The sequence below is a fragment of the Hydrocarboniphaga sp. FW305-C-57 genome, assembly GCF_058783045.1.
The window spans coordinates 184,239-204,241 of record NZ_JBYSYG010000003.1; the positions used below are offsets into that span (position 1 = coordinate 184,239).

Consider the following 20,003-nt stretch of genomic DNA (forward strand, 5'->3'; position numbering starts at 1 on the left):
CTCAGGCCTCCAGCGCTGCGTCGCAGCGGGCGTTCGACTTGCCGCTGCGCAGCCCGATCCAGGCCGTTGCGAGCGCGGCGAGCGGCATCAGCGCGCCAACCCACGGAAGCGCCGCCAGTCCGAGTCCGTGGTCGATCGCCATGCCGCCGAGCCAGGCGCCGAGCGCATTACCGAGATTGAACGCGCCGATGTTGAAGCTCGACGCCAGGCTTTGCCCGGCGCCGGAGGCTTTTTCGAGCACCCACATCTGCAGCGGCGGCACGGTGGCGAACGCGGCCGCGCCGAGCAGGCCGACGAAGATCACGGTCAGCAGCCGGCTGTGCATGACGAAGCTCATCAGGCCCATGACGAGCGCGAGCGCGAGCAGCGAGCCGAGCAGCGTAGGGCCCAGATGACGATCGGCGAACTTGCCGCCGAGCAGATTGCCGATCACCAGGCCGCCGCCGAACACGAGCAGGATCGGCGACACCGCCGCGTCCGCGAAGCCGGTGATCTGCGTGAGCAAGGGCGCAATGTAGGTGAACACCACGAACACGCCGCCGAAGCCGAGCACGGTCGCGAGCAGGCCGAGCAGCACGGCCGGGCGCAGCAGCGCGCGCAGGTCGGCGCGCCAGTCGCCGGCTTCGGGCTTGGCCGCGTCGCGCGGCACGAGTGCGGCGATCACCGCCATCGCGGCGACGCCGACGAGGGCGACGGCCCAGAAGGTCGCGCGCCAGCCCTGCATCTGGCCGAGCCAGGTGCCGAACGGAACGCCGAGCACGTTCGCCACGGTCAGGCCGGTGAACATGATCGCGATCGCCGAGGCGCGCTGCTGCGGGGCGACGAGCTGCGTCGCCACCACCGAGCCGACGCCGAAGAAGGTGCCGTGCGCGAAGGACGTCAGCACGCGCGCGCCGAGCAGCGTGGCGTAGTTCGGCGCGAGCGCGCAGGCCAGATTGCCGAGCGTGAACACGGCCATCAGCGCGAGCAGCGTCGCCTTGCGCGGCCAGCGCGCGGTCCATACGGTCATCAGCGGAGCGCCGACCATCACGCCGAGCGCATAGCCGCTGATCAGCACGCCGGCGGTCGGCAGCGACACGCCGAAGTCGGCGGAAACCTGCATGAGCAGGCCCATGATTACGAATTCGGTGACGCCGATGCCGAAGGCGCCGATCGTCAGCGCGTAGAGCGCGAGCGGCATCGCGCGGTTTGAACTTGAAGACATCGCCAGCTCCTGCGGTTTTTCAGTCAGCTACTGTGGCGATGTCTGCGATTGATGATAAGAATGCGCGAAGGAAGAATAATCGTGCATCGAATGCACGAATAGCGGAGCGCGGACCGATGGATAATCGCACTGGGGAAATCGAGGCCTTTCTGCGCAGCGTCGACGCCGGCAGCTTCGCGGCGGCGGCGCAGCAGCTGCGGCAGACGCCGTCGGCCGTGAGCCGCTCGGTCGCCCGCCTCGAAACGCGGCTCGGGGTGCGGCTGCTGCAGCGGAGTACGCGCGCACTGACGCTGACGCCCGAGGGCGAGGCCTATAAGCAGCGGGCTCAAGCCATCCTGCATGAACTCGACGAACTCGAAGCGAGCTTCACGGCCGAGCGCGCCGAGCCGCGCGGACGCCTGCGGCTCAACGCATCGGTGCCGTTCGGCCTGCATTGCGTGCTGCCGGTGCTGCCGGAGTTTCTCGAGCGCTACCCGAAAGTCACGGTCGACGTTTCGCTCAACGATGCGCTCGTCAATCTCGTCGACGAGCGCACCGACATCGCGATCCGCCACGGGCCGCTGCGCGATTCGAGCCTGCGGGCGCGCAAGCTCGGCAGCAGCCGCTGGATCATCGCGGCCTCGCCGGACTATCTCGCACGCCGCGGTATGCCGCGAAAGCCCGACGATCTCGACGCGCACAACTGCCTCAACTTCAACTTCCGCCGCTCGATCGAAGGCTGGAGCTTTCGCGTCGCCGGAGCGCTGCAGCAGCGCGGCGTGAGCGGCAACTTTCTCGGCAATTCGGGCGAGGCGCTGCGTGTGATGGCCGTCTGCGGGGCGGGCATCGTGCGGCTCGCGCATTTTCTCGTCGCTGCCGACATCGCCGCGGGCCGGCTCGTGCCGATACTCGGCTCCTGTCACGACGGCGATACCGAGGACATTCACGCGCTCTATCTCGGCCAGGGCAGGCCGTCGGCGCGCGTGCGCGCGATGCTCGATTTCCTCGTCGAGCGGGCCTCGGTCACGGAATGAGATTTGCGACACTTGTCTTTTATATTGATAAAAAAGCGACAAGTGACATGATGGACTCATGAAGCTCAAGCGCATCGACACCTATACCGAGACCGATCTGCCCGCCGCGCAGCGGGTCGCGGATGCTCCGGCCCAGGCTTACGGCACGGATAAGCACGGTTCCGCCGTGCCGGCGGGCGATGCCGGTGCCGACTGGATCGTCCGCCGTAACGCAGTCGGCCTGCGCCAGGCTTTCGTGATCGCGGAAGCCTGGGAGCTGTCGCAGGCGGCGCTCGGCACGCTGCTCGGCACGGTGCCGCGGAACCTGCAGCGCTGGCGCCAGCAGGTCGAGGCCGGCGAAGGGCTCAACCTGTCGGCCGATACGGTCGAGCGCCTGAGCTACCTGCTCGGCATCTGGAAGGCGCTCGGCATTCTGCTGCCGACGCCGGCGAACCGGCTGCTCTGGCTGCGCAACGCCAATACCGACGCGCCGTTCAACGGCCAGGCGCCGCTGGCGCGCCTGCTCGCCGGGCAGGTGGCCGATCTCTACGTCGTGCGGCATTACCTCGACGGCGCTCGCAGCTAGTCGCGGCGGAGGTTTCTCATGGATGAGCCCGAGGCCGACTACGGCGCCCTGCGCACGCGCCGCATCGACGATCCGCTGCATCGCATCGTGCCGAGCCGCTTTCCGACCGCGCTGCTGTTCGACGCGGCGCGCAGCGAGGACGAGTTGCTGATGCTCGCCGAACTCGAAGGGCTCACCAACGACCGCTTGCGCCAGGAGCTCGGGCAGATTCAGCTCGTGCCGAAGGGCGAGGGGCTTTACGGTCCGGGCGCGACGCCGGTGATGGCCGCGTTCTGCCATCCGACGCCTTCGCGCTTCACAAGTGGCCTCTTCGGCGTCTACTACGCAGGGCTCAGCGAGCAGACCGCGATTCTCGAAACCGTCTATCACCGCGAGCGTTTCCTGCGCGCCGCGAGCATCCCGCGCGAAGTGCTCGAAATGCGCTGCTACGTGAGCCACTTGCAGCAGAACATGACGCTGCTGCCGAGCGCCCAGCGCGACTCGCTGCTCGATCCGGACGATTACACCGCGGCCCAGCGCTTCGGCGCGGCCCTGCGCCAGCGCGGCGCCTGGGGCATTTTCTACAACAGCGTGCGCGACACGCCCGAGGGCCGCTGCGTCGCCGTGCTGCGGCCCAAGGCGCTCGCCCCGGCGCGGCAGTCCTCGCACTTTCGCTATTACTGGGACGGCCGGCGCATCGGCCGGATCGAGAAGATCGAGAGCTACGCGGTTCGCGAGGCCTGACGCTGCTTCGCCGGGGGTATAAGCTCACGCCCATGTCCGAACGCCTCGCCCCCATGGCCAACCCCTGGCCGGCTCCGCCGGCCGAGCGCGGCTGGGCGCAGCTGATCCGCCAGTCCTGGCTGCGCTGCCGCAGCCAGTTCGAGCTCAAGCCCGAGATCCGGCGCGAACCCAGCATTCTGGGCGCAGAGGAAATTCGCCGCCGCCGCCGCGCACTCGGCAGCCTGTTCGAGATCGCGGCGCTCGAAATGCAGGCGCTGCAGCGCAGCCTCGGCGTGCCGGCCGGCCTCACGTTGACCGACGCCGAAGGCGTGATCCTGTACTACCACGGCGCTGCCTCGTTCACGCGCGAGGCCCAGCGCGCCGGCATGCGCGAGGGCGCGATCTGGACCGAGGCCGAAGTCGGCACCAACGGCATCGGCACCTGCCTGGTCGCCCACGCGCCGGTGCTGATCCACCGCGAAGACCACTTCCTGCGCCAGAACGCGGCGATGGTCTGCTGCGCGGCTCCGATCCGCGACGGGCGCGGTGCCGTCGTGGCGGTGCTCAATCTCTCGTACGGCCAGGGCGATTCGGCCGCGGCCACGCTCGCGCTGGTGTCGCAGACCGCGCGTTCGATCGAAATGCATGCGCTGCTGCAGCAGGCGCGCGATCGCTACGTGATCCGGTTGCACGCGCACCCGGCGCTCGTGACCAGCGGCTCGGGCGCGCTGATCCTGGCCGACGAAGAGGGCCTCGTCACCGGGCTCAACCAGACCGCGCGCGACTGGCTCGGCGAAGACGGCGCCGCGGCGCTGATCGGCCAGCCGGTGGTGCAGAGCATCGGGCTCGACCTGCGCCAGCTCGGCGACTGGGCGCGCCGCTCTCCGTGGCAGCCGCAGCGGCTCGGTGTCGACGAGCTCTACGTGCTCGTGCAGCCGCCGCAGACGGCGGTGCTGCCGGGAGCCGACGTGCTCGATCAGGCCGAGCGCCAAGCGCTGCTCGACATGGTCGAATCCTGCGGCTGGAACATCACGCAGGCCGCGGCTCGCCTGAACATCGATCGCAAGACGCTGCATCGCAAGCTGCAGCGGCACGGGCTGAGCCGGCCGCAATAGCTCGCCGATCGTTCACGGCCGAGTCGCGACCGCTGGGGCACAAACGCCCCAGGTTTTGAAGCCGTCACCGGGCCTTTCTAAGCTGGCGGCCATCCGGCGTCGTCGGCCCTTGCGCCTGCGCGTCACCCATCGAAAAAGTCCGTCAGGAGACAGCATGAAAACCCGCGCCGCCGTCGCTTTCGAAGCCAAGAAGCCGCTGGAGATCGTCGAACTCGATCTGGAAGGCCCGAAGGCGGGCGAAGTGCTCGTCGAGATCATGGCCACCGGCATCTGCCACACCGATGCGTACACGCTCGACGGCTTCGATTCCGAAGGCATCTTTCCGTCCGTGCTCGGCCACGAAGGTGCGGGCATCGTGCGCGAAGTCGGCGCCGGCGTGACGAGCGTCAAGCCCGGCGATCACGTGATTCCGCTCTACACGCCCGAATGCCGCCAGTGCAAGACCTGCACGAGCCACAAGTCCAACCTCTGCACCGCGATCCGCGCGACGCAGGGCAAGGGCGTGATGCCTGACGGCACCACGCGCTTCTCGTACAAGGGCAAGCCGGTCTATCACTACATGGGCTGCTCGACCTTCAGCAACTTCACCGTGCTGCCCGAAATCGCGGTCGCGAAGATTCGCGAGGACGCGCCGTTCGACAAGGCCTGCTACATCGGCTGCGGCGTCACCACCGGCGTCGGCGCGGTGATCAACACCGCCAAGGTCACGCCGGGCTCCAACGTGATCGTGTTCGGCCTCGGCGGCATCGGCCTCAACGTGATCCAGGGTGCGAGGCTCGCGGGCGCCGACATGATCGTCGGCGTCGACATCAACGACGACAAGGAAGACTGGGGCCGCAAGTTCGGCATGACCCACTTCGTCAATCCGAAGAAGGTTTCGGGCGACATCGTGCCGCATCTGGTCGAACTGACCGGCGGCGGCGCCGACTACACCTTCGACTGCACCGGCAACACCACGGTGATGCGCCAGGCGCTCGAAGCCTGCCATCGCGGCTGGGGCGAATCGATCGTCATTGGCGTGGCCGAGTCGGGCAAGGAGATCGCCACGCGTCCGTTCCAGCTCGTCACCGGACGCGTCTGGAAAGGCACGGCGTTCGGTGGCGCACGCGGCCGCACCGACGTGCCGAAGATCGTCGACTGGTACATGAACGGCAAGATCCAGATCGACCCGATGATCACGCACGTGCTCAAGCTCGAGGACATCAACAAGGGCTTCGATCTGATGCACGAAGGCAAGTCCATCCGCAGCGTCGTGGTGTTCTGACATGAGCATCGAAACCAAGGGTGAACACGCCTGCTTCGGTGGGCGCCAGGGCTTCTATTCGCACGAGTCGAAGAGCACTGGCACGAAGATGAACTTCTCCGTGTATCTGCCGCCGCAAGCCCGGGACGGCAAGGTGCCCGCCGTTTACTACCTCGCAGGCCTGACGTGCACCGAAGAGACCTTCATGATCAAGGCCGGCGCCCAGCGCTTCGCGGCCGAAGCGGGTCTTGCGCTCGTCGCTTGCGATACGAGTCCGCGCGGACTGAACTTGCCGGGCGATTCCGACGCCTGGGATTTCGGTGTCGGCGCGGGCTTTTATCTCGATGCGACGCAGGCGCCGTGGGCCGGCCACTACTGCATGGGCAGCTACGTGAACCTCGAACTGCCGACGCTCATCGAGGCGAACTTCCCGGTGCTCGCCGAGCGTCGCGGCATCTTCGGCCACTCGATGGGCGGACACGGGGCGCTCGTGACGGCTCTGCGTCATCCGCAGCGCTGGCAGTCGGTGTCTGCGTTCGCGCCGATCAGCAATCCGGTCGCGGTGCCGTGGGGGCAGAAAGCCTTCGGTAACTATCTGGGCGCCGACCAGGAGCGCTGGAAGGATTACGACGCCAGCGAACTCATCCGCACCCGCGCGTATCCGGGCCTGCTGCTCGTCGATCAGGGCAATGCCGATCAGTTCCTCGAACGCGAACTCAAGCCCGAGGCGCTCGAAGCCGCTGCGAAGGCTTCAGGCCAGCAACTCTGGCTGCGCCGGCACGAGGGCTACGATCATTCGTACTGGTTCATCCAGAGCTTCATCGCCGACCACATCGCGCATCACGCGGGGCTGTTGAAGTAAGCCGTTCACAGGGTGGGTAGGCCGAAGGCCGTAACCCACCCTTTCACAGGGCGTGGCCTACTTCGCGGCGGTGAGCCACTTGCGATAGTCGGACGCGAACCTGCGATCCGAGTGGTAGCCCACCAGCAAGGCCACCTCGGTCGCTGGCCTTCCATCGATGAGCAGGTCGTGCGCCGCGCGCATGCGGCAGTTCATGAGCGTCTGCCCGGGCGATTCGCCGAACGCGCGCTGGAACTCGCGATTGAGCAGAGGCGTGGCGAGGCCGACATGCCGGGCGATGCGCGTGGCCGTGATCGGCTGCGTGAAATGGGCCTCGATGAAGGCGCGTGCCTCGATCATGCGCAGGCTCGTGCCCGACGCGCGGCGCGGCGACGGCACCGAAGCGCCCGGATGGCTATCGAGCAGGTTCATGTCGGCCGCGCGGCGGTGCCGCCACGTCGATGCGCAGGCGGGAACAGCTTGTCCGGAGATTCTTTTTCGAAGCTCCGGCGGTCGGAGCGGGTCAGGGCGGTCAGTAGCAGAGCGATCAGCAGGCAAGCTGCCAGATCAATCAGCACGAACCAGAACATGTCGTTCATGGCGTCCTCTCTTGTGTGAGCCGTGATGCGGTGGCTTGCAAGTCGAGGCTGGCCGGGCGTTGTCAGTTTAAATGATAATTCTTATCATTAACAACAAGACGCTGTCTGACAAATCATTCGGTTTCTCCCCATGGCGCCGCTTCGCGGCGCTTATTTTTTCCAAGGGAGAACGGGGAGCAGGGTGTGGCGCAATGGAGGGCGGTACGGGAAGCTTCCCGCGCGGCGGCTTATCTGGCTGGAATCGTCGGTCTGTCGCTCGTCGCGACGTCAAGGAACTGCAAACCGAGGCTGGCTGCGTCTCGGGCGAGGCGGTCGCTCCGCTTGGGCGTGCCAGCTTCACCGCGGGCTCCGCAAGTACGTTGGTCAATGTCGATTCCACCGACGAGGAAGCCTGGGCATCTCGATCTGGGCAACGCCCAGCAGGTGGTTCCGATAGCGCTCACGGATCGTCACAGGAGAATTCGGATGCGCCTCATGACTCACCGGCCCGGCGGCTGTGCTTTCGCATCCGTCGCCGCAGTCGCGATCGCGTTTCTCGCCAGCGCCTGCAGCACCGGCGTTGGAAGCAAGATGGCGAACACCACGCCACCGCAAGCCGATCGTCGCGCGATTCTCGCGATGCTCGGCGACTACGACGTGAGCTTCGATTTCAGCGAGACCGTGGTGCTGCGCGCCGGCTACGAACGCCAGCCGGGGCGGCGCACGGGCGGGCACGAGGCGGTGATGCTCGTCGAGGACCGTGGTGATCGCATCTCGATCCAGCACGTGCTCGTCAGCGACGACGGCCACGTGACCAAGCACTGGCGGCAGGACTGGCAGTGGCAAGCGGTGCAGCGCTTCGAGTTCACCGAAGACCAGACCTGGCGTGTGCGCAAGCTCGATCCCTCGCTGCGCCGCGGCAGCTGGACGCAGTGCGTATTCGAAGTCAGCGACGCACCGCGCTATTGCGGCACCGGCTCGTGGGTGCATGACGCGCAGGGCATCGCGACCTGGACTTCCGATCCCACGTTCCGTCCGCTGCCGCGTCGCGAATTCACCAAGCGCAAGGATTACAACGCAATCCTCGCGATCAATCGCCACACGGTCACGCCGCTGGGCTGGACGCACGAGCAGGACAACACCAAAGTCATTCGCGAAGGCCAGAAGATCAGCGGCGCAATCGTGCGCGAATTCGGCTTCGACAACTACGCGCATGCCGCAACCGCCGGCGACGACGTCGTGAACTTCAAGCCCGCGCACGATTACTGGGCCGCGACGAAAGACTATTGGGCGCAGGTGCGTTCGATCTGGGACAGGTATCTCGTGAACGGCAGCGGCGTGCGGCTGAAAACCGGGCTCGACGGCATGGCCATCATCATTCCGACCTTCGATCAAGCCGAGCAGGCGCAGGCCGGCAAGATGCCGCCGCGTTCCGAAATCGAGGCGGTGTTCGATCAGTGGGCTACGCAGCCCGGCAACGAGAGCACAACGGCAGCTGCGAGCCCATAGGCGAGGGCGCGCAGCTGCCGATTCGGCGGCGATGGCTTCGCCGCAGCATCCAGAGGAACGGAGTGATGAAGAGAACCTTGTTGGGCGCTGCGCTGTTCGGCAGCTTGATGCAATCGACCTCGGCCTGGTCGCAGCAGGAAGCCTCCGCCGCATCGGCGCAGGCTCCGGAAGAAGCTACCGAACTGCCGACCGTCTACGTGATCTCCGAAAAATCGGGACGCTCGATCATGAACACGGCGACCAGCGCCGTCGTGCTCGATTCGGACGAGCTCGAAAAAAGCGCCGGGCTGAACTCGGCCAAGGATGTGCTCGCCACGATTCCGAACATCGTCTACGTCGGCACCGGCAATATCGCGCCCGCGATTCGCGGTATCGACAGCACGGGCTCGGCGCAGGGTGGCGATGCGTTCATCGCCGGCACGCGTGCGCGCCTGAACATGCAGCTCGATGGCCGGCCGATGAGCTACAACGAAATCGTGTTCGGTGACAGCGCGCTGTGGGATACGCAGCAGATCGAAGTCCTGCGCGGTGCGCAGAGCACTTTGCAGGGGCGCAATGCGCTGGCCGGCACGATTGCGATCCGCACCAACGATCCGACGTTCACGCCCGAAGGCGCGTTCCGTGTCGCGGGCGGCAACTACGATCGTCGTCGCGTGTCCGGCCTGCTGAGCGGGCCGCTCAGCGAGGGTGTGGCGTATCGCCTGAGTGCGGATTGGTCGAGTGCGCAGAGCTGGGTCGAAGGCTGGCCTTCGTACGCCGAGGTGCAGGATCCGCGCAAGCTCGAATCGCTGAACCTGCGCGGCAAGCTGCTGTTCGAGCCGCCTTCGATCGCAGGCCTGCGCACGCTCGTGACGATCAACCATGCGGACTATCGCGGACCGCAGACCGAAAGCGTGGATCGTCCGTTCGGCGATCGGCGCTCGACTTATCCGTTCGAGCCGGTCTTCGAACCGAAGACGAGCAGCGCCATCGTCGAGACGCAATCCCGGATTTCATCGAAGCTTCGCTTCGAGGGTCTGCTCACCGGCACCGATGTCGACGTCCGGCGCAAGACGGCACCGCAATACGGCATCGCGCACATCGATGCGCGCGAGTACGTGTTCGAGCCGCGTCTGCGCTACACCGGCGAAGGGCGACAGACGGGCGTCGTCGGCGTCTACCTGTTCAAGGCAAAGCAGGATGAGTTCATCGACATCTACAACAATCTCGACTTCGACGACGACATTCGCACCGCCGCGTTGTTCGGCGAAGGTACGCAGCCGCTCAGCGACAAGCTCGATCTGATCGTCGGTGCCCGCTACGAGCAGGAAAAGCACAAGCGCGATGGCGGCCGCGATGCGGTCGCCGATTTTCCGTACGAAGTGAAGATCGATCTCGACGAAAGCTATCGCGCCTTCCTGCCGAAGCTCGGCCTCGCGTGGCATGTCAGCGCGGCAAGCACCGTCGGTGTGCAGGTGTCGCGCGGCTACAACGGTGGCGGTGCGGGTGTGGCGGTGGAATCCCCCGACGACGATCAGAACGCCATCACGCGTGTGACCAACTACCAGTACGACTCCGAATACGTCTGGACCTACGAACTCTGGCTGCGCCAGACCTTCGCAGACAAGCGTGGCCGCCTGACCGCGAACCTGTTCTATTCGGACTATCGCGACATGCAGCTGAGCTACGACCTCACGCCGAGCGATCCGTCCGACTACGCCTTCGTCGTCGAGAACGCGGACAAGGTGAAGACCTGGGGCGCGGAAGCGGGCCTGAGCTGGCTGCTGGCTCCGGGGCTCGAAGCCTTCCTCAACGCCGGTGCGCTCAAGGCCGAGATCACGCGCTATCCGGGTTCGGGCTATCAGGGCAACGAGTTGCCGAACTCGCCGTCGTTCACGGCTTCCGCCGGCGCGCGCTGGACGCAAGGCCGCTGGGACGCGAGCTTCAACGCGCGCTACAGCGAATCGTATTACTCCGACATCGCGAATCAGCTGCGTGGCGAGGTCGATCCGTACTGGCTCGCCAACGCCGAGGCGGGCGTGAAGATCGGGCCCACGCGCCTCTACACCGAAGTCACCAATCTGTTCGACGCGGACGATGCGCTCTCGATCTTCCCGGGCGCGACGGTCGAGAGCGACAGCGCCAACCTGCTCGCTCCGCGCCAGTTCTGGGTCGGCATCGAGGCACGCTGGTAGAGCCTGGCGGGTCTCGACCCGCTTTGCCCAGGGCCATGCGGACGGGCGCCGGCCGACCGTCCGCAAAACTCGCTTGACAAGCCCCTAAAGTTTTTTTGACCCCTTCCGTTAACTCCCATAGCAGCGGCGTGGCAACGGTCTTCAAGGGCAAGACGCCGAGGCGATCCCAGCAGGATGCACGCGCTGCGCGCACCGGGGCCAACCATCACTTTAGGAGTCAACCGTCATGCAAGTCATCAACACCAATGTGGCGTCGCTCACCGCACAGCGCAATGTCAACGCCTCGCAGAGCTCGCTCAATACCGCCATGCAGCGCCTGTCCTCGGGCCTGCGCATCAACAGCGCCAAGGACGACGCCGCCGGCCTCGCCATCAGCCAGCGCTTCACCTCGCAGATCAAGGGCCTGGACCAGGCCGCGCGCAACGCCAACGACGGCATCTCGCTCGCCCAGACGGCCGAAGGCGCGCTGGTCGAAGTGACCAACAACCTGCAGCGCATCCGCGAGCTGGCGGTGCAGTCGTCCAACGCCACCAACTCCAGCAGCGACCGCGCCGCGCTGCAGACCGAAGTCGACAGCCTCAAGAACGAAATCGACCGCGTCGCCAACACCACCGCCTTCAACGGCGTGAAGGTGCTCGACGGCAGCTTCAACGGCGGCGTGTTCCAGGTCGGCGCCAACGCCGGCGAAACCATCACCATGAACAGCATCGCCGACGCCAACCTCGCGGCGCTGGGCTCGGTCAGCACGGCTTCGGCGCAGTCTGCCCAGATCGGCGGCCTCGGCACCGGCGCGGCGGCCTCGGGCTCGCTGACGATCAACGGCACCGACGTCGGTGCGCTGGCTGCGGTCGGCACCGCCGCCGAGCGCGCCTCGCAGGTCGTCGAAGCGATCAACAAGGTGTCGACCACCACGGGCGTCAACGCCTCGATCGACTCGGCCACCAACCGCATCGTGCTGAGCTCGGAATCGACGATCACGGTCGGCGGCACCGACGACGGCACGCTGACCGGCTTCGACGGCGCGACCGGCGTCACCGCCAACGCGACGACGCAGACCGGCCTGACCGGCTTGAGCGTGAATTCCTACGCCGGCTCGCAGCTCGCCATCAAGCAGATCGACAGCGCGCTCGGCCAGGTCAACACCGCTCGCGCCAGCCTCGGTGCGGTGCAGAACCGCTTCAGCTCGGTGGTGGCTTCGGTGCAGACCACGTCGGAGAACCTCAACGCCTCGCGCAGCCGCATCCAGGACGCCGACTTCGCGCAGGAAACGGCGAACCTCTCGCGCGGCCAGGTGCTGCAGCAGGCCGGCATCTCGATGCTCTCGCAGGCCAACAGCTCCGCCCAGGGCGTGCTGAAGCTGCTGCAGGGCTAAAGCAGCGAGCAGCGTGGAGGGGCCCCAGGCGAAAGCCTGGGGATCCCAGCGTCGCGAGTCTGCTTGTACGCAAAGTCGTTGCAGAGCGCACTAGAGGCCATCCGCAGCGGCAAGAGAGACGATCATGCCGATCACCTCCGCAACCACCCACCCGGCCGCGACGCCCGTCGCGGCCGGGTTTCGCGCGTTGAGTCCGCTGTCCGGTATCGATGCGACGCAGAACCTGCGCGCGGTCGGAGACGAAGCCTCCTCGCGACAGAATCCCGACGCGACCGAGCCCGTGCCGAGCGGCAAGGCCGAGCGCGAGGCGCTCGAAAAAGCCGCCGAAGCGCTGACCGAACATTTCCAGCTGCGTCAGGTCGCGCTGCATTTTTCCGTCGACGAGGACAGCGATCGCCTCGTCGTCAGAGTGGTGGATACCCACGACGGCACGCTGATCCGTCAGATCCCGAGCGAAGAGGCACTGCGGCTGGCGCAGGACTTGCACAGCGAGACGCCGCCTCTGCTCGACCAGGTCGTCTAGGGCGGCGTTTCCGCGCTCGTCCACGATCAAAACCGGAGCCCGATCATGGCCTCGACCTCTGCCGTCACCTCGTCCGGCCTCGGCTCGGGGCTCGACGTCGACGGCATCGTTACCAAGCTCATCGCCGCCGACCGCAGCGCCGCGGACAAGCGACTCAATACGCGCGAGACCAAGGCCCAGGTGCAGATTTCGGCGCTCGGCTCGATGCGCTCCTCGATGGGTTCGCTGCAAACCGTGCTCGCGAGTCTCAACGTCTCCGGGCTCGGCAAGCGCACCGCGACGGTGTCCGACAATTCCCTGTTCACGGCCACCGCGGGCACCACCGCGCAGGCCGGACAGACGCAGATCGAAGTGCTCTCGCTCGCCAAGGCGCACAAGATCGGCTCGGCGGCGTTCGCCTCGTCGTCGACCGCGGTCGGCGCGGGCACCTTCACGATCGGCGTCGGCAGCCAGTCGTTCTCGGTCGATCTGACCGCGACGACGACGGTCGCCGGCCTGCGCGATGCGATCAACACGGCGACCGACAACAAGGGCGTAACCGCCACGCTCGTGCAGGAAGACAGCGGCGTGCGCCTGGTATTGACCGCATCGAGCACGGGCACCGCGAGCACGCTGGCCGTCACGAGTAGCGCGACGAGCTTCAGCGATTTGCAGGTCGCCAGCGACTCGCAGATCAAGGTCGACGGCTATACGCGCACGAGCAGCTACAACACCATCACCGGTGTCGTCGACGGCGTGAGCATCAACCTGCTCAAGGCGCAGGTCGGCACCACCGCGACGCTCACGGTCGCGGCCGATACCGACGCGGCCAAGAGCGGACTCAAAAGTTTCGTCGATGCGTACAACTCGCTGCTGAGCACCTACAACAGCCTGTCGGCCTACGACGCGAGCAGCAAGAGCGGCGGCGTGCTGATGGGCGATGCGAGCACGCGCGCGGCGATGACCAATCTGCGCTCGGCAATGACGGGCACGGTCGAATCGGGCACCTACACGATGCTCTCGCAGCTCGGCATCAGCGCCAAGCTCGATGGTTCGCTGAGCATCGACTCCACCAAGCTCGCCGAAGCGCTCGCCACCGATGGCGGTTCGGTGCAGAAGCTGTTCGCGTCCAGCGGCGGACTGATCGACAAGCTCAACGCCACGCTCAAGGCCTACACCGCGGACGACGGCCAGATCGACGTGCGGCTCGATGCGCTCAACGATCAGCTCGACAAGATCGCCATCGATCGCACCGCGCTCGATACGCGCATGGAAAAAGCCGAGGAGCGCTACCGCAAGCAGTTCAGCTCGCTCGATGCGATCGTCAGCAAGTACAACAACGTCGCGAGCTATCTCGATCAGATGGACAACGAGCGCTACAAATTGAAGTCCTGATCTGCGCGCGCAGCCTTCAGTTTCCATCGATTCTGCCGATGTCTAGAACATCGACGCATCACTGAAGGAAACGGGCATGTCACCCTCGATGGCCACCGCGGCGCGCATGCGCTACTACCACCAGACCGCTTCGGCCGCCGTCGCCGAGGAAGCGAGTCCGCACCGGCTCATCAGCATGCTCTACGACGGCGTGCTCGAGCGTCTGGCGATCGCACGCTCGTCGATCGCGCGGCGCGACGTGACCGCCAAGCTACGTGCGATCAACGGGGCGATGGCGATCGTCGAGCATCTGCGACTGGTGCTCGACCATCAGGCCGGCGGTGAAATCTCCGCGCGCCTCGATTCGCTCTACGACTACATGCTGCGCCGCATGACGCAGGCCAATGCGAGCAACGATGCCGATGCGCTCGCCGAAGTCTCGGGCCTGATCATGACGATCAAATCCGGCTGGGATCAGATCGATCCGGCCCTGCAGGAAAATCGCTGAAACAGCCGATGCCATGAACGCCGACGAACCCTTGAGCTATCGCGTCGAGGCGCCCATGCGCTGGGTCGCGGTCGATGGCGCCTTCGACGCCGCGGCGATCGACTACTGGTCCGAAGCGAACCTGCGCGTACTCACGCAGATCGCGCAGTTCGAGGAACGCGGTGCGCAGATCGAGCAACCGACGCCGCAGGATCTCGAAATCCAGCGCCTGCACGCCAAGCTCGATCTGCTGCTCGGCGCGGTCGCCGAACTCGCGCCGCGCTTTCTCGACCGCCCGCCGCGCCAGCCGCTGCAATTGTCCTGGCGCAGCCTGAGCTTTCCGGCCGATGCGCAGACACCGGCGATCGGCAGCTTCGGCCTCGTCGAAGTGCATCTGCACGCACTCGTGCTGCAACCCCTGCGCTGGCCTGCGCGCATGGTGGCGGTGAGCGCGGGCATCGCCGAAGCCGAACTACTGCCCGCGAACGACGCAGCTCAGCAGGCGCTCGAGCGTCACGTGTTCCAGCAGCATCGAAGGGCGATCGCGGCCGCGCGTCGCGGCTGACTCCACCGAACGCTACTAGCGCCGATATAGCTGAACCATTGATGTCCCCTCATAGCTATACGGGTGACGCAGTTCTGGAACTTCGTTGTTCAGCAGCACAGGCCCGGCGGGCGCCATGTACGAGTAGGCGTTTTCCACGTAATCCTGGCCGACGTAGCGCGGATCGGCTGCCACCACAATGTAGCGCACGCTCGCCGGCAAAGTGGAAGCCTCGATGCTTGCGTAATGACCTTGGCTGTTCATGCCCATGTAGGAGTGACTGAAACGCCACTCCGGTTGATGTTCCAGCGCTTTATAGTCCTTGTCGAGCAGCACGGCAGCAGGGTAGTAGAGAGGCTTCGGCGAAGGCCCGCCGATATACAGTGCATAAACTCTGATCTCGTCGCCTTTCTGTAGCGCAGGGAACTCGTAGGCCTGAAAACGACTTCTCCCAAATGGGAACTCGTAGACCGGACTGGCCTTGTTGAGCACCACGTCGTACTTCACATTGAGCTTCATCTGCTTGGCCGTAATCGCCGTGTAGTCACCGCAGCAGGGCGATGCGGCGTTCAGATCGGCGATCGACTGACTCGCTATCGCGCGGTTGTCCGCGAGTCGTTTGGAGATAACCCTTTCGAGGTTCGCTGCGCAGGCGCTCACGGCCAGGGCCAGGGGTACGACGATCAGTGCGGTCCAAGCGGTGCCCATCGATTGTCCATTGGATTGGGGAGACTGCTCGTAGAGCGAAAATCGGGCCATCGCGAGGGTTTAGACGGTCGCATGAAGCGGCGGCGCCGAAAGGCGATTCCACAGCTTTTCGTGAAAGTAAAAGCCCACAGTGTTGCAGCAGGGCTCGACGAGCGCGATGAGCCCACCGGTGACCCAGTTGCCCGTCATCAGATAAACCACGGTGAACGCCACCGTGAAGTGCATGCAGGCGAAAGTGAGTGTCTTGAGCATGGTCTGCTCCCGCGAAATGGGGTGACCTGAATGATAGTGACTCTCAACAACTACGCCAGCAAAAGCTTTTCATCGAGTCGATAGGCTCAGTCTGTCGAGCTTGATTGCACTGTGCTGGCCACGGCGCAGCGACGGCAAATGCAGGCACGTGCTTTGGCTGCGATCGGGACGCGCGCGAGCAAGGCTTCGCTGAACTCCAGGCGCGTGCACCAGCAGGCTTCGCTACGCGTGGAGCCGGTCATGCCGCAGTCGTTGCGCTGCCCGCACAGCGGACAACGAGTCGGATCGACTGATGGTTGCGGGTTCACGCGATTGCCGCGGTGATCCATGCAGCGATCAGTGCGGATGTTCCGGCGACTGCGGCTTCTTCTCGGCCGGCTTGGGTTCGACGATGGTGTCGTAGACCATCAGCGAGCTGCCGTCGCGCAGCGCTTCGGCATAGCAGGAGGCGAACGGCTCGTCGGTCTGTTTGGAGGCTTCGGGTGGCAAGGTGCCGGCCCTGGTGAAGTCGATTTCGGTCCAGCCGCCGCGCAGCACCGCGAGTTCGGCGGCGTCGAAGTCGTGATCGCTGCCGGCATGCTGGCGCACCAGCACGAGCATCGGATGATGCTCGCCCAGCGGAAAGCGACCGGCCCTGGCCACGCGGGCCACGGCCATGAACATGTGGATCTCGAATTGGCTTGCCTGAGTCATCTGCGGGGTTCGTCGAAGTAGGGCACCGCCACGTCGGACAGCCCGGCGCGCATCGCCTGCTGCGAGGCTTCGGGCATGCCGTGGAAATCGGTGCGCCTGTAGGGGCGGTTGGAACAGTTCTGGTCGTATTGCGTGCGCACCGCGTTGATCTCGGTGATCTGCCGGCGCAGCAGCGCGATCCTGTCGTTGAACGCGGCGAGATCCGCGTTGTGCCGCTTCTGCTTCTCGGCCAGCGCAAGCGAGCCCTTGATGTCGTCGGGCGCCAGCGCTTCGGCTTCGGCCCTGAGCTGCATCGACCTGGCGTCGTAGGCGGACTTCTGCGCATTGGCGTCGAAGCTCTCGCTCGTGAGACGGGCCGATTCGCTGCGCAGTGTCTGCACCTGCGCCGCGCAGCGGTTGAGCTCGTCGCGCGTGAGCGCGCCCGCATCGGCGGCGAACGCGCTCGAACTCGCCTGCACGAGCAGCATTGCGGCGATGGCGTGGGCGAGATGTCGCGTCATGACGTCCTCCGGACTTGCGAGTGAGGCTTCGATCGGATTCGCATTATGCAACGCGCATCGGCCGGCCCGGCTCAGTCCTGCAGAATCGCCTGCGCCGCATTGCGTCCGCAGGCGCCCATCACACCGCCGCCCGGATGCGTCGCGGCCCCACACAGATACAACCCTGGCAAGGGCGTGCGGTAGTCGCTCCAGCCGGGCACCGGGCGGAACGTGAACAGCTGATGCAGCGGCATCGAGCCCTGGAAGATGTTGCCGCCCGTGAGCCCGAAGCGCGCTTCGAGATCGGGCGGCGCGAGCACCTGCCGGTGCAGGATCGAGCGTTCGAAATTCGGCGCGTAGCGCGTGATCTCGGCGACGCAGCGATCGGCGAAGCGTTCGCGCTGTTCGTCCCAGCTCGTGCCCTTGAGCGCATACGGTGCGTACTGCACGAACAGGCCGACGATGTGATGTCCGGCCGGCGCGAGCGTGGTGTCGACGCTGCTCGGAATCGTCATCTCGATCACCGGCCGCTCGGAAAGCCCGCCACGCCGTGCGTCTTCATAGGCGCGCTCGATGTAGTCTGGTGTCGCGCCGATGTGGATCGTGCCGCGATGCTGCGGCCCCGGCTTGCGGCCCTGGTTCGGGCGCGCGATGAAATCGGGCAGTTCGGAAACCGCGAGATTGATCTTCACGCTCGCCGAGGCGTAGTCGATGCGTTTCACCGCGGCCGCGAACGGCGCGGGCAGATCGCTCTCGGACAGCAGCTGGCCGAAGGTCACGGCGGCGGTCGCGTTCGAGACCACGCGGCGCGCTTCGATGACTTCGCCATCGGCGAGCTGCACGCCGACCGCGCGGCCGTCGCGCACGAGAATGCGGGCCACCGGCGCCTCACAGCGAATCTTGGCGCCGAAGCGCTGCGCGGACGCGGCCATCGCGCCGGTCAGCGCGCCCATGCCGCCTTCGACGTAACCCCAGACGCCGCGCGCCCCGCCGGCCATGCCCATGACGTGATGCAGCAGCACGTAGGCGGTGCCGGGCGCGGACGGCGGGGCGAAGGTGCCGATGATGGCGTCGGTCGCGAGCGTGCCCTTGAGCTCGTCGGATTCGAACCAGCGATCGAGGATCGGCGTCGCCGGGCCGGTCAGCACTTCGATCGCCTCGGGCAGATCCTCGCCGAGTGCTTCGAAAGCCTTGAGCACCGAGCGCCCGCGCAGCAGGTTGCGCAGCTTGTGCGCCAGGCCGCGCCGCCGCCAGCTGCCCGGCATCGGCAGCAGCTCGGGCGGGGTTTGCATGAGCGTCGGTTCTAGCGTTTCGGCGATGCGCGACAGCCAGGCCTCGTAGCGCGGATAGGCTTCGGCGTCGCGCTTCGAGAACTTCGAAATCTCGCGATGATTGAGCCCCGCGTCGGGGCCCATCAGCAGCGAGCGGCCGTCTTCGAACGGCGTGAACGAGGACGGCGAGCGCGGCAGCACGGTGTAGCCGTGCTCGCGCAGGCGCAGCTCGCGTTCGACCTCGGGCAGCAGCAGGCTGATCACGTAGGAGGCGGTCGAGCAGCGATAGCCCGGCGCGAGTTCTTCGGTGACCGCGGCACCGCCGACGAGCCTGCGGCGTTCGAGTACGAGCACGCTCTGTCCGGCGCGCGCGAGATAGGCCGCACAGACCAGGCCATTGTGGCCACCACCGATGATGAGCGTGTCGAGCATGTCTCTACCGTAGGATGGCTTGGTGCCTCGCGCGCAAGCCACCGCCGCACAGGTGGTCGATCCCGGTGGAATACGGCCAAGCCGCCGACCCACCCTACGAAAGCAAGCGCCGCGCTCAGGTTGGCGTTTCGTCCGCCGCCGCTTCGGCCTTGCGGGCGGCGCGCTTGCGCGGCGCTTTTTTCGCCACGCTCCTGGCACCGCCGCTGCGCTTGCGGCTGGAACTCTTGCCGGCTGCGGCTTCGGTCTTTGACGCCTGCTCGGCGGCGGCCTCGGCCTCGACGATGATCTCGTCGTCGCCCTTGGGCAACAGCACGTCGCGCAGGCGGCGCCAGCCCGGTGTGCGCTTGATCAGATCGAAACTGCCCTGGATGACCGCCGAGGGATCGAAGTTCTCGCCGGCCGCGCTGACCTTGTTGCGCAAAAAGCGGATCACGTCGTCCTGCAGGCCCGCGACATCGGGCAGGCCGAGGATGCGGCGCAGTTCTTCGGGTTTGAGGTCGATCTCGATCTTGATCCGCATGCGTGCCGGTCCCTGGTTTGCGATGCAGCGAGACTACGCCCAGATCACGCCGAAATCACGAACAGCGCGACCGAGCAGCCCTGGGCGAGGGTCCAGGCGACCGAGCGCAAGCTGGACAGGCCGGCGACGTAGAGCACGCCGTAAAGAACACGCAGACCGACGAAGGCCAGCGCCAGCGCATCGACGCGCCCCTGGTCGGCGTGCAGCAGATGCGCCACGATCACCGCCGCCGCGAACAGCGGAAACACCTCGAAGCTGTTGAGCTGCACCGCGTTGGCGCGCTTGGGCCAGCCCTGCAGGCCGGCGAGGAAATCGCGCGGGTTGTCGTTGTCGAAGCGGCCGCCGCTGAACTTGGCCGCGGCGGCGAAAGGCATGTGCAGGAAACCGGCAGCCAGGATGCACCACAGGGCAATCGTCATCGTCGT

At 66.1% G+C, this 20,003-nt stretch carries 24 protein-coding genes; 13 read left to right on the forward strand and 11 right to left on the reverse strand.

Annotation, left to right across the window (positions count from 1 at the left end; genetic code table 11):
* Position 1: 1 nt before the first annotated feature.
* On the reverse strand, positions 2–1,180 hold the full coding sequence (locus tag AC3WUM_RS08170) for an MFS transporter (RefSeq protein WP_492409992.1): 1,179 nt from the start codon (positions 1,178–1,180) through the stop codon (positions 2–4).
* A gap of 140 nt (positions 1,181–1,320) precedes the next feature.
* On the opposite strand from AC3WUM_RS08170, the gene AC3WUM_RS08175 reads away from it, so the two are divergent.
* The 6 genes from AC3WUM_RS08175 (at position 1,321) to fghA (ending at position 6,704) form a co-directional block, all read left to right on the forward strand.
* Complete coding sequence (locus AC3WUM_RS08175; protein ID WP_492409719.1) at positions 1,321–2,217, forward strand: LysR family transcriptional regulator; 897 nt, start codon at positions 1,321–1,323, stop codon at positions 2,215–2,217.
* A 58-nt stretch (positions 2,218–2,275) separates the two neighbouring features.
* Positions 2,276–2,782 carry an antitoxin Xre-like helix-turn-helix domain-containing protein gene (locus AC3WUM_RS08180; RefSeq protein WP_492409720.1) on the forward strand — a complete coding sequence of 169 codons (507 nt, stop codon included), beginning with the start codon at positions 2,276–2,278 and terminating at the stop codon, positions 2,780–2,782.
* A gap of 18 nt (positions 2,783–2,800) precedes the next feature.
* Positions 2,801–3,505, forward strand: a complete 705-nt coding sequence (locus tag AC3WUM_RS08185) for an RES family NAD+ phosphorylase (protein ID WP_492409721.1) — start codon at positions 2,801–2,803, stop codon at positions 3,503–3,505.
* Between the two features lie 53 nt (positions 3,506–3,558).
* Complete coding sequence (locus tag AC3WUM_RS08190; protein ID WP_492409722.1) at positions 3,559–4,599, forward strand: helix-turn-helix domain-containing protein; 1,041 nt, start codon at positions 3,559–3,561, stop codon at positions 4,597–4,599.
* 154 nt (positions 4,600–4,753) lie between these two features.
* The gene (locus tag AC3WUM_RS08195; protein ID WP_492409723.1) at positions 4,754–5,863 is read left to right on the forward strand and encodes an S-(hydroxymethyl)glutathione dehydrogenase/class III alcohol dehydrogenase; all 1,110 of its coding nucleotides are present in this window, start codon (positions 4,754–4,756) and stop codon (positions 5,861–5,863) included.
* Position 5,864: 1 nt separating this feature from the next.
* Positions 5,865–6,704 (forward strand): S-formylglutathione hydrolase, encoded by an 840-nt coding sequence (fghA, locus tag AC3WUM_RS08200; protein WP_492409724.1) that lies wholly within the window; start codon positions 5,865–5,867, stop codon positions 6,702–6,704.
* 57 nt (positions 6,705–6,761) lie between these two features.
* On the opposite strand, the gene AC3WUM_RS08205 is transcribed toward fghA, so the two are convergent.
* Entirely contained in the window at positions 6,762–7,115 is a 354-nt protein-coding gene (locus tag AC3WUM_RS08205; RefSeq protein ID WP_492409725.1) for a helix-turn-helix transcriptional regulator, read from the reverse strand.
* Positions 7,112–7,282, reverse strand: a complete 171-nt coding sequence (locus AC3WUM_RS08210) for a hypothetical protein (protein ID WP_492409726.1) — start codon at positions 7,280–7,282, stop codon at positions 7,112–7,114. Before AC3WUM_RS08210 ends, AC3WUM_RS08205 begins: the two co-directional genes overlap by 4 nt.
* A gap of 570 nt (positions 7,283–7,852) precedes the next feature.
* Here AC3WUM_RS08210 and AC3WUM_RS08215 point away from each other — a divergent pair.
* The 7 genes from AC3WUM_RS08215 to AC3WUM_RS08245 all read left to right on the forward strand — a co-directional run bounded on the left by AC3WUM_RS08215 (position 7,853) and on the right by AC3WUM_RS08245 (position 15,244).
* Positions 7,853–8,770, forward strand: coding sequence for a DUF6607 family protein (locus tag AC3WUM_RS08215; protein ID WP_492409993.1), 918 nt, complete (start codon positions 7,853–7,855; stop codon positions 8,768–8,770).
* A gap of 65 nt (positions 8,771–8,835) precedes the next feature.
* Positions 8,836–10,944, forward strand: coding sequence for a TonB-dependent receptor (locus tag AC3WUM_RS08220; protein WP_492409727.1), 2,109 nt, complete (start codon positions 8,836–8,838; stop codon positions 10,942–10,944).
* A gap of 226 nt (positions 10,945–11,170) precedes the next feature.
* Positions 11,171–12,316 (forward strand): flagellin, encoded by a 1,146-nt coding sequence (locus tag AC3WUM_RS08225; protein ID WP_492409728.1) that lies wholly within the window; start codon positions 11,171–11,173, stop codon positions 12,314–12,316.
* 124 nt (positions 12,317–12,440) lie between these two features.
* Positions 12,441–12,839, forward strand: a complete 399-nt coding sequence (locus AC3WUM_RS08230) for a flagellar protein FlaG (protein ID WP_492409729.1) — start codon at positions 12,441–12,443, stop codon at positions 12,837–12,839.
* Positions 12,840–12,884: 45 nt separating this feature from the next.
* Positions 12,885–14,213, forward strand: coding sequence for a flagellar filament capping protein FliD (fliD, locus tag AC3WUM_RS08235; RefSeq protein ID WP_492409730.1), 1,329 nt, complete (start codon positions 12,885–12,887; stop codon positions 14,211–14,213).
* 76 nt (positions 14,214–14,289) lie between these two features.
* Positions 14,290–14,700: a flagellar export chaperone FliS gene (fliS, locus tag AC3WUM_RS08240; RefSeq protein ID WP_492409731.1), complete on the forward strand. Its 411-nt coding sequence runs from the start codon at positions 14,290–14,292 to the stop codon at positions 14,698–14,700.
* A gap of 13 nt (positions 14,701–14,713) precedes the next feature.
* Positions 14,714–15,244, forward strand: a complete 531-nt coding sequence (locus AC3WUM_RS08245; protein WP_492409732.1) for a PilZ domain-containing protein — start codon at positions 14,714–14,716, stop codon at positions 15,242–15,244.
* Positions 15,245–15,259: 15 nt separating this feature from the next.
* On the opposite strand, the gene AC3WUM_RS08250 is transcribed toward AC3WUM_RS08245, so the two are convergent.
* The 8 genes from AC3WUM_RS08250 to AC3WUM_RS08285 all read right to left on the reverse strand — a co-directional run bounded on the left by AC3WUM_RS08250 (position 15,260) and on the right by AC3WUM_RS08285 (position 19,997).
* Positions 15,260–15,931 carry a hypothetical protein gene (locus AC3WUM_RS08250; protein ID WP_492409733.1) on the reverse strand — a complete coding sequence of 224 codons (672 nt, stop codon included), beginning with the start codon at positions 15,929–15,931 and terminating at the stop codon, positions 15,260–15,262.
* Positions 15,932–15,991: 60 nt separating this feature from the next.
* Complete coding sequence (locus tag AC3WUM_RS08255) at positions 15,992–16,183, reverse strand: DUF2061 domain-containing protein (RefSeq protein ID WP_492409735.1); 192 nt, start codon at positions 16,181–16,183, stop codon at positions 15,992–15,994.
* 86 nt (positions 16,184–16,269) lie between these two features.
* A complete protein-coding gene (locus AC3WUM_RS08260) occupies positions 16,270–16,512 on the reverse strand; it encodes a cysteine-rich CWC family protein (RefSeq protein ID WP_492409737.1) in 243 nt (80 codons plus the stop codon).
* A 7-nt stretch (positions 16,513–16,519) separates the two neighbouring features.
* On the reverse strand, positions 16,520–16,876 hold the full coding sequence (locus AC3WUM_RS08265; RefSeq protein WP_492409738.1) for a hypothetical protein: 357 nt from the start codon (positions 16,874–16,876) through the stop codon (positions 16,520–16,522).
* Entirely contained in the window at positions 16,873–17,376 is a 504-nt protein-coding gene (locus tag AC3WUM_RS08270) for a hypothetical protein (RefSeq protein WP_492409739.1), read from the reverse strand. The genes AC3WUM_RS08265 and AC3WUM_RS08270 overlap by 4 nt, the downstream gene beginning before the upstream one ends.
* A gap of 71 nt (positions 17,377–17,447) precedes the next feature.
* Complete coding sequence (locus tag AC3WUM_RS08275; protein ID WP_492409740.1) at positions 17,448–19,058, reverse strand: phytoene desaturase family protein; 1,611 nt, start codon at positions 19,056–19,058, stop codon at positions 17,448–17,450.
* Positions 19,059–19,173: 115 nt separating this feature from the next.
* Positions 19,174–19,578, reverse strand: a complete 405-nt coding sequence (locus AC3WUM_RS08280; RefSeq protein ID WP_492409741.1) for a hypothetical protein — start codon at positions 19,576–19,578, stop codon at positions 19,174–19,176.
* Between the two features lie 44 nt (positions 19,579–19,622).
* A complete protein-coding gene (locus AC3WUM_RS08285) occupies positions 19,623–19,997 on the reverse strand; it encodes an MAPEG family protein (RefSeq protein WP_492409742.1) in 375 nt (124 codons plus the stop codon).
* Between the last annotated feature and the right edge of the window lie 6 nt (positions 19,998–20,003).

Coding starts and splice junctions, on each gene's coding strand:
- AC3WUM_RS08260 (WP_492409737.1), bottom strand. CDS start 16,512: ATGGATCACCGCGGCAATCGCGTGAACCCGCAACCATCAGTCGATCCG.
- AC3WUM_RS08275 (WP_492409740.1), bottom strand. CDS start 19,058: ATGCTCGACACGCTCATCATCGGTGGTGGCCACAATGGCCTGGTCTGT.
- AC3WUM_RS08210 (WP_492409726.1), bottom strand. CDS start 7,282: ATGAACGACATGTTCTGGTTCGTGCTGATTGATCTGGCAGCTTGCCTG.
- AC3WUM_RS08280 (WP_492409741.1), bottom strand. CDS start 19,578: ATGCGGATCAAGATCGAGATCGACCTCAAACCCGAAGAACTGCGCCGC.
- fliS (WP_492409731.1), top strand. CDS start 14,290: ATGTCACCCTCGATGGCCACCGCGGCGCGCATGCGCTACTACCACCAG.
- AC3WUM_RS08220 (WP_492409727.1), top strand. CDS start 8,836: ATGAAGAGAACCTTGTTGGGCGCTGCGCTGTTCGGCAGCTTGATGCAA.
- AC3WUM_RS08225 (WP_492409728.1), top strand. CDS start 11,171: ATGCAAGTCATCAACACCAATGTGGCGTCGCTCACCGCACAGCGCAAT.
- AC3WUM_RS08190 (WP_492409722.1), top strand. CDS start 3,559: ATGGCCAACCCCTGGCCGGCTCCGCCGGCCGAGCGCGGCTGGGCGCAG.
- fghA (WP_492409724.1), top strand. CDS start 5,865: ATGAGCATCGAAACCAAGGGTGAACACGCCTGCTTCGGTGGGCGCCAG.
- AC3WUM_RS08285 (WP_492409742.1), bottom strand. CDS start 19,997: ATGACGATTGCCCTGTGGTGCATCCTGGCTGCCGGTTTCCTGCACATG.
- AC3WUM_RS08205 (WP_492409725.1), bottom strand. CDS start 7,115: ATGAACCTGCTCGATAGCCATCCGGGCGCTTCGGTGCCGTCGCCGCGC.
- AC3WUM_RS08215 (WP_492409993.1), top strand. CDS start 7,853: ATGGCGAACACCACGCCACCGCAAGCCGATCGTCGCGCGATTCTCGCG.
- AC3WUM_RS08230 (WP_492409729.1), top strand. CDS start 12,441: ATGCCGATCACCTCCGCAACCACCCACCCGGCCGCGACGCCCGTCGCG.
- AC3WUM_RS08180 (WP_492409720.1), top strand. CDS start 2,276: ATGAAGCTCAAGCGCATCGACACCTATACCGAGACCGATCTGCCCGCC.
- AC3WUM_RS08175 (WP_492409719.1), top strand. CDS start 1,321: ATGGATAATCGCACTGGGGAAATCGAGGCCTTTCTGCGCAGCGTCGAC.
- AC3WUM_RS08245 (WP_492409732.1), top strand. CDS start 14,714: ATGAACGCCGACGAACCCTTGAGCTATCGCGTCGAGGCGCCCATGCGC.
- AC3WUM_RS08170 (WP_492409992.1), bottom strand. CDS start 1,180: ATGCCGCTCGCGCTCTACGCGCTGACGATCGGCGCCTTCGGCATCGGC.
- AC3WUM_RS08195 (WP_492409723.1), top strand. CDS start 4,754: ATGAAAACCCGCGCCGCCGTCGCTTTCGAAGCCAAGAAGCCGCTGGAG.
- fliD (WP_492409730.1), top strand. CDS start 12,885: ATGGCCTCGACCTCTGCCGTCACCTCGTCCGGCCTCGGCTCGGGGCTC.
- AC3WUM_RS08185 (WP_492409721.1), top strand. CDS start 2,801: ATGGATGAGCCCGAGGCCGACTACGGCGCCCTGCGCACGCGCCGCATC.
- AC3WUM_RS08265 (WP_492409738.1), bottom strand. CDS start 16,876: ATGACTCAGGCAAGCCAATTCGAGATCCACATGTTCATGGCCGTGGCC.
- AC3WUM_RS08250 (WP_492409733.1), bottom strand. CDS start 15,931: ATGGGCACCGCTTGGACCGCACTGATCGTCGTACCCCTGGCCCTGGCC.
- AC3WUM_RS08255 (WP_492409735.1), bottom strand. CDS start 16,183: ATGCTCAAGACACTCACTTTCGCCTGCATGCACTTCACGGTGGCGTTC.
- AC3WUM_RS08270 (WP_492409739.1), bottom strand. CDS start 17,376: ATGACGCGACATCTCGCCCACGCCATCGCCGCAATGCTGCTCGTGCAG.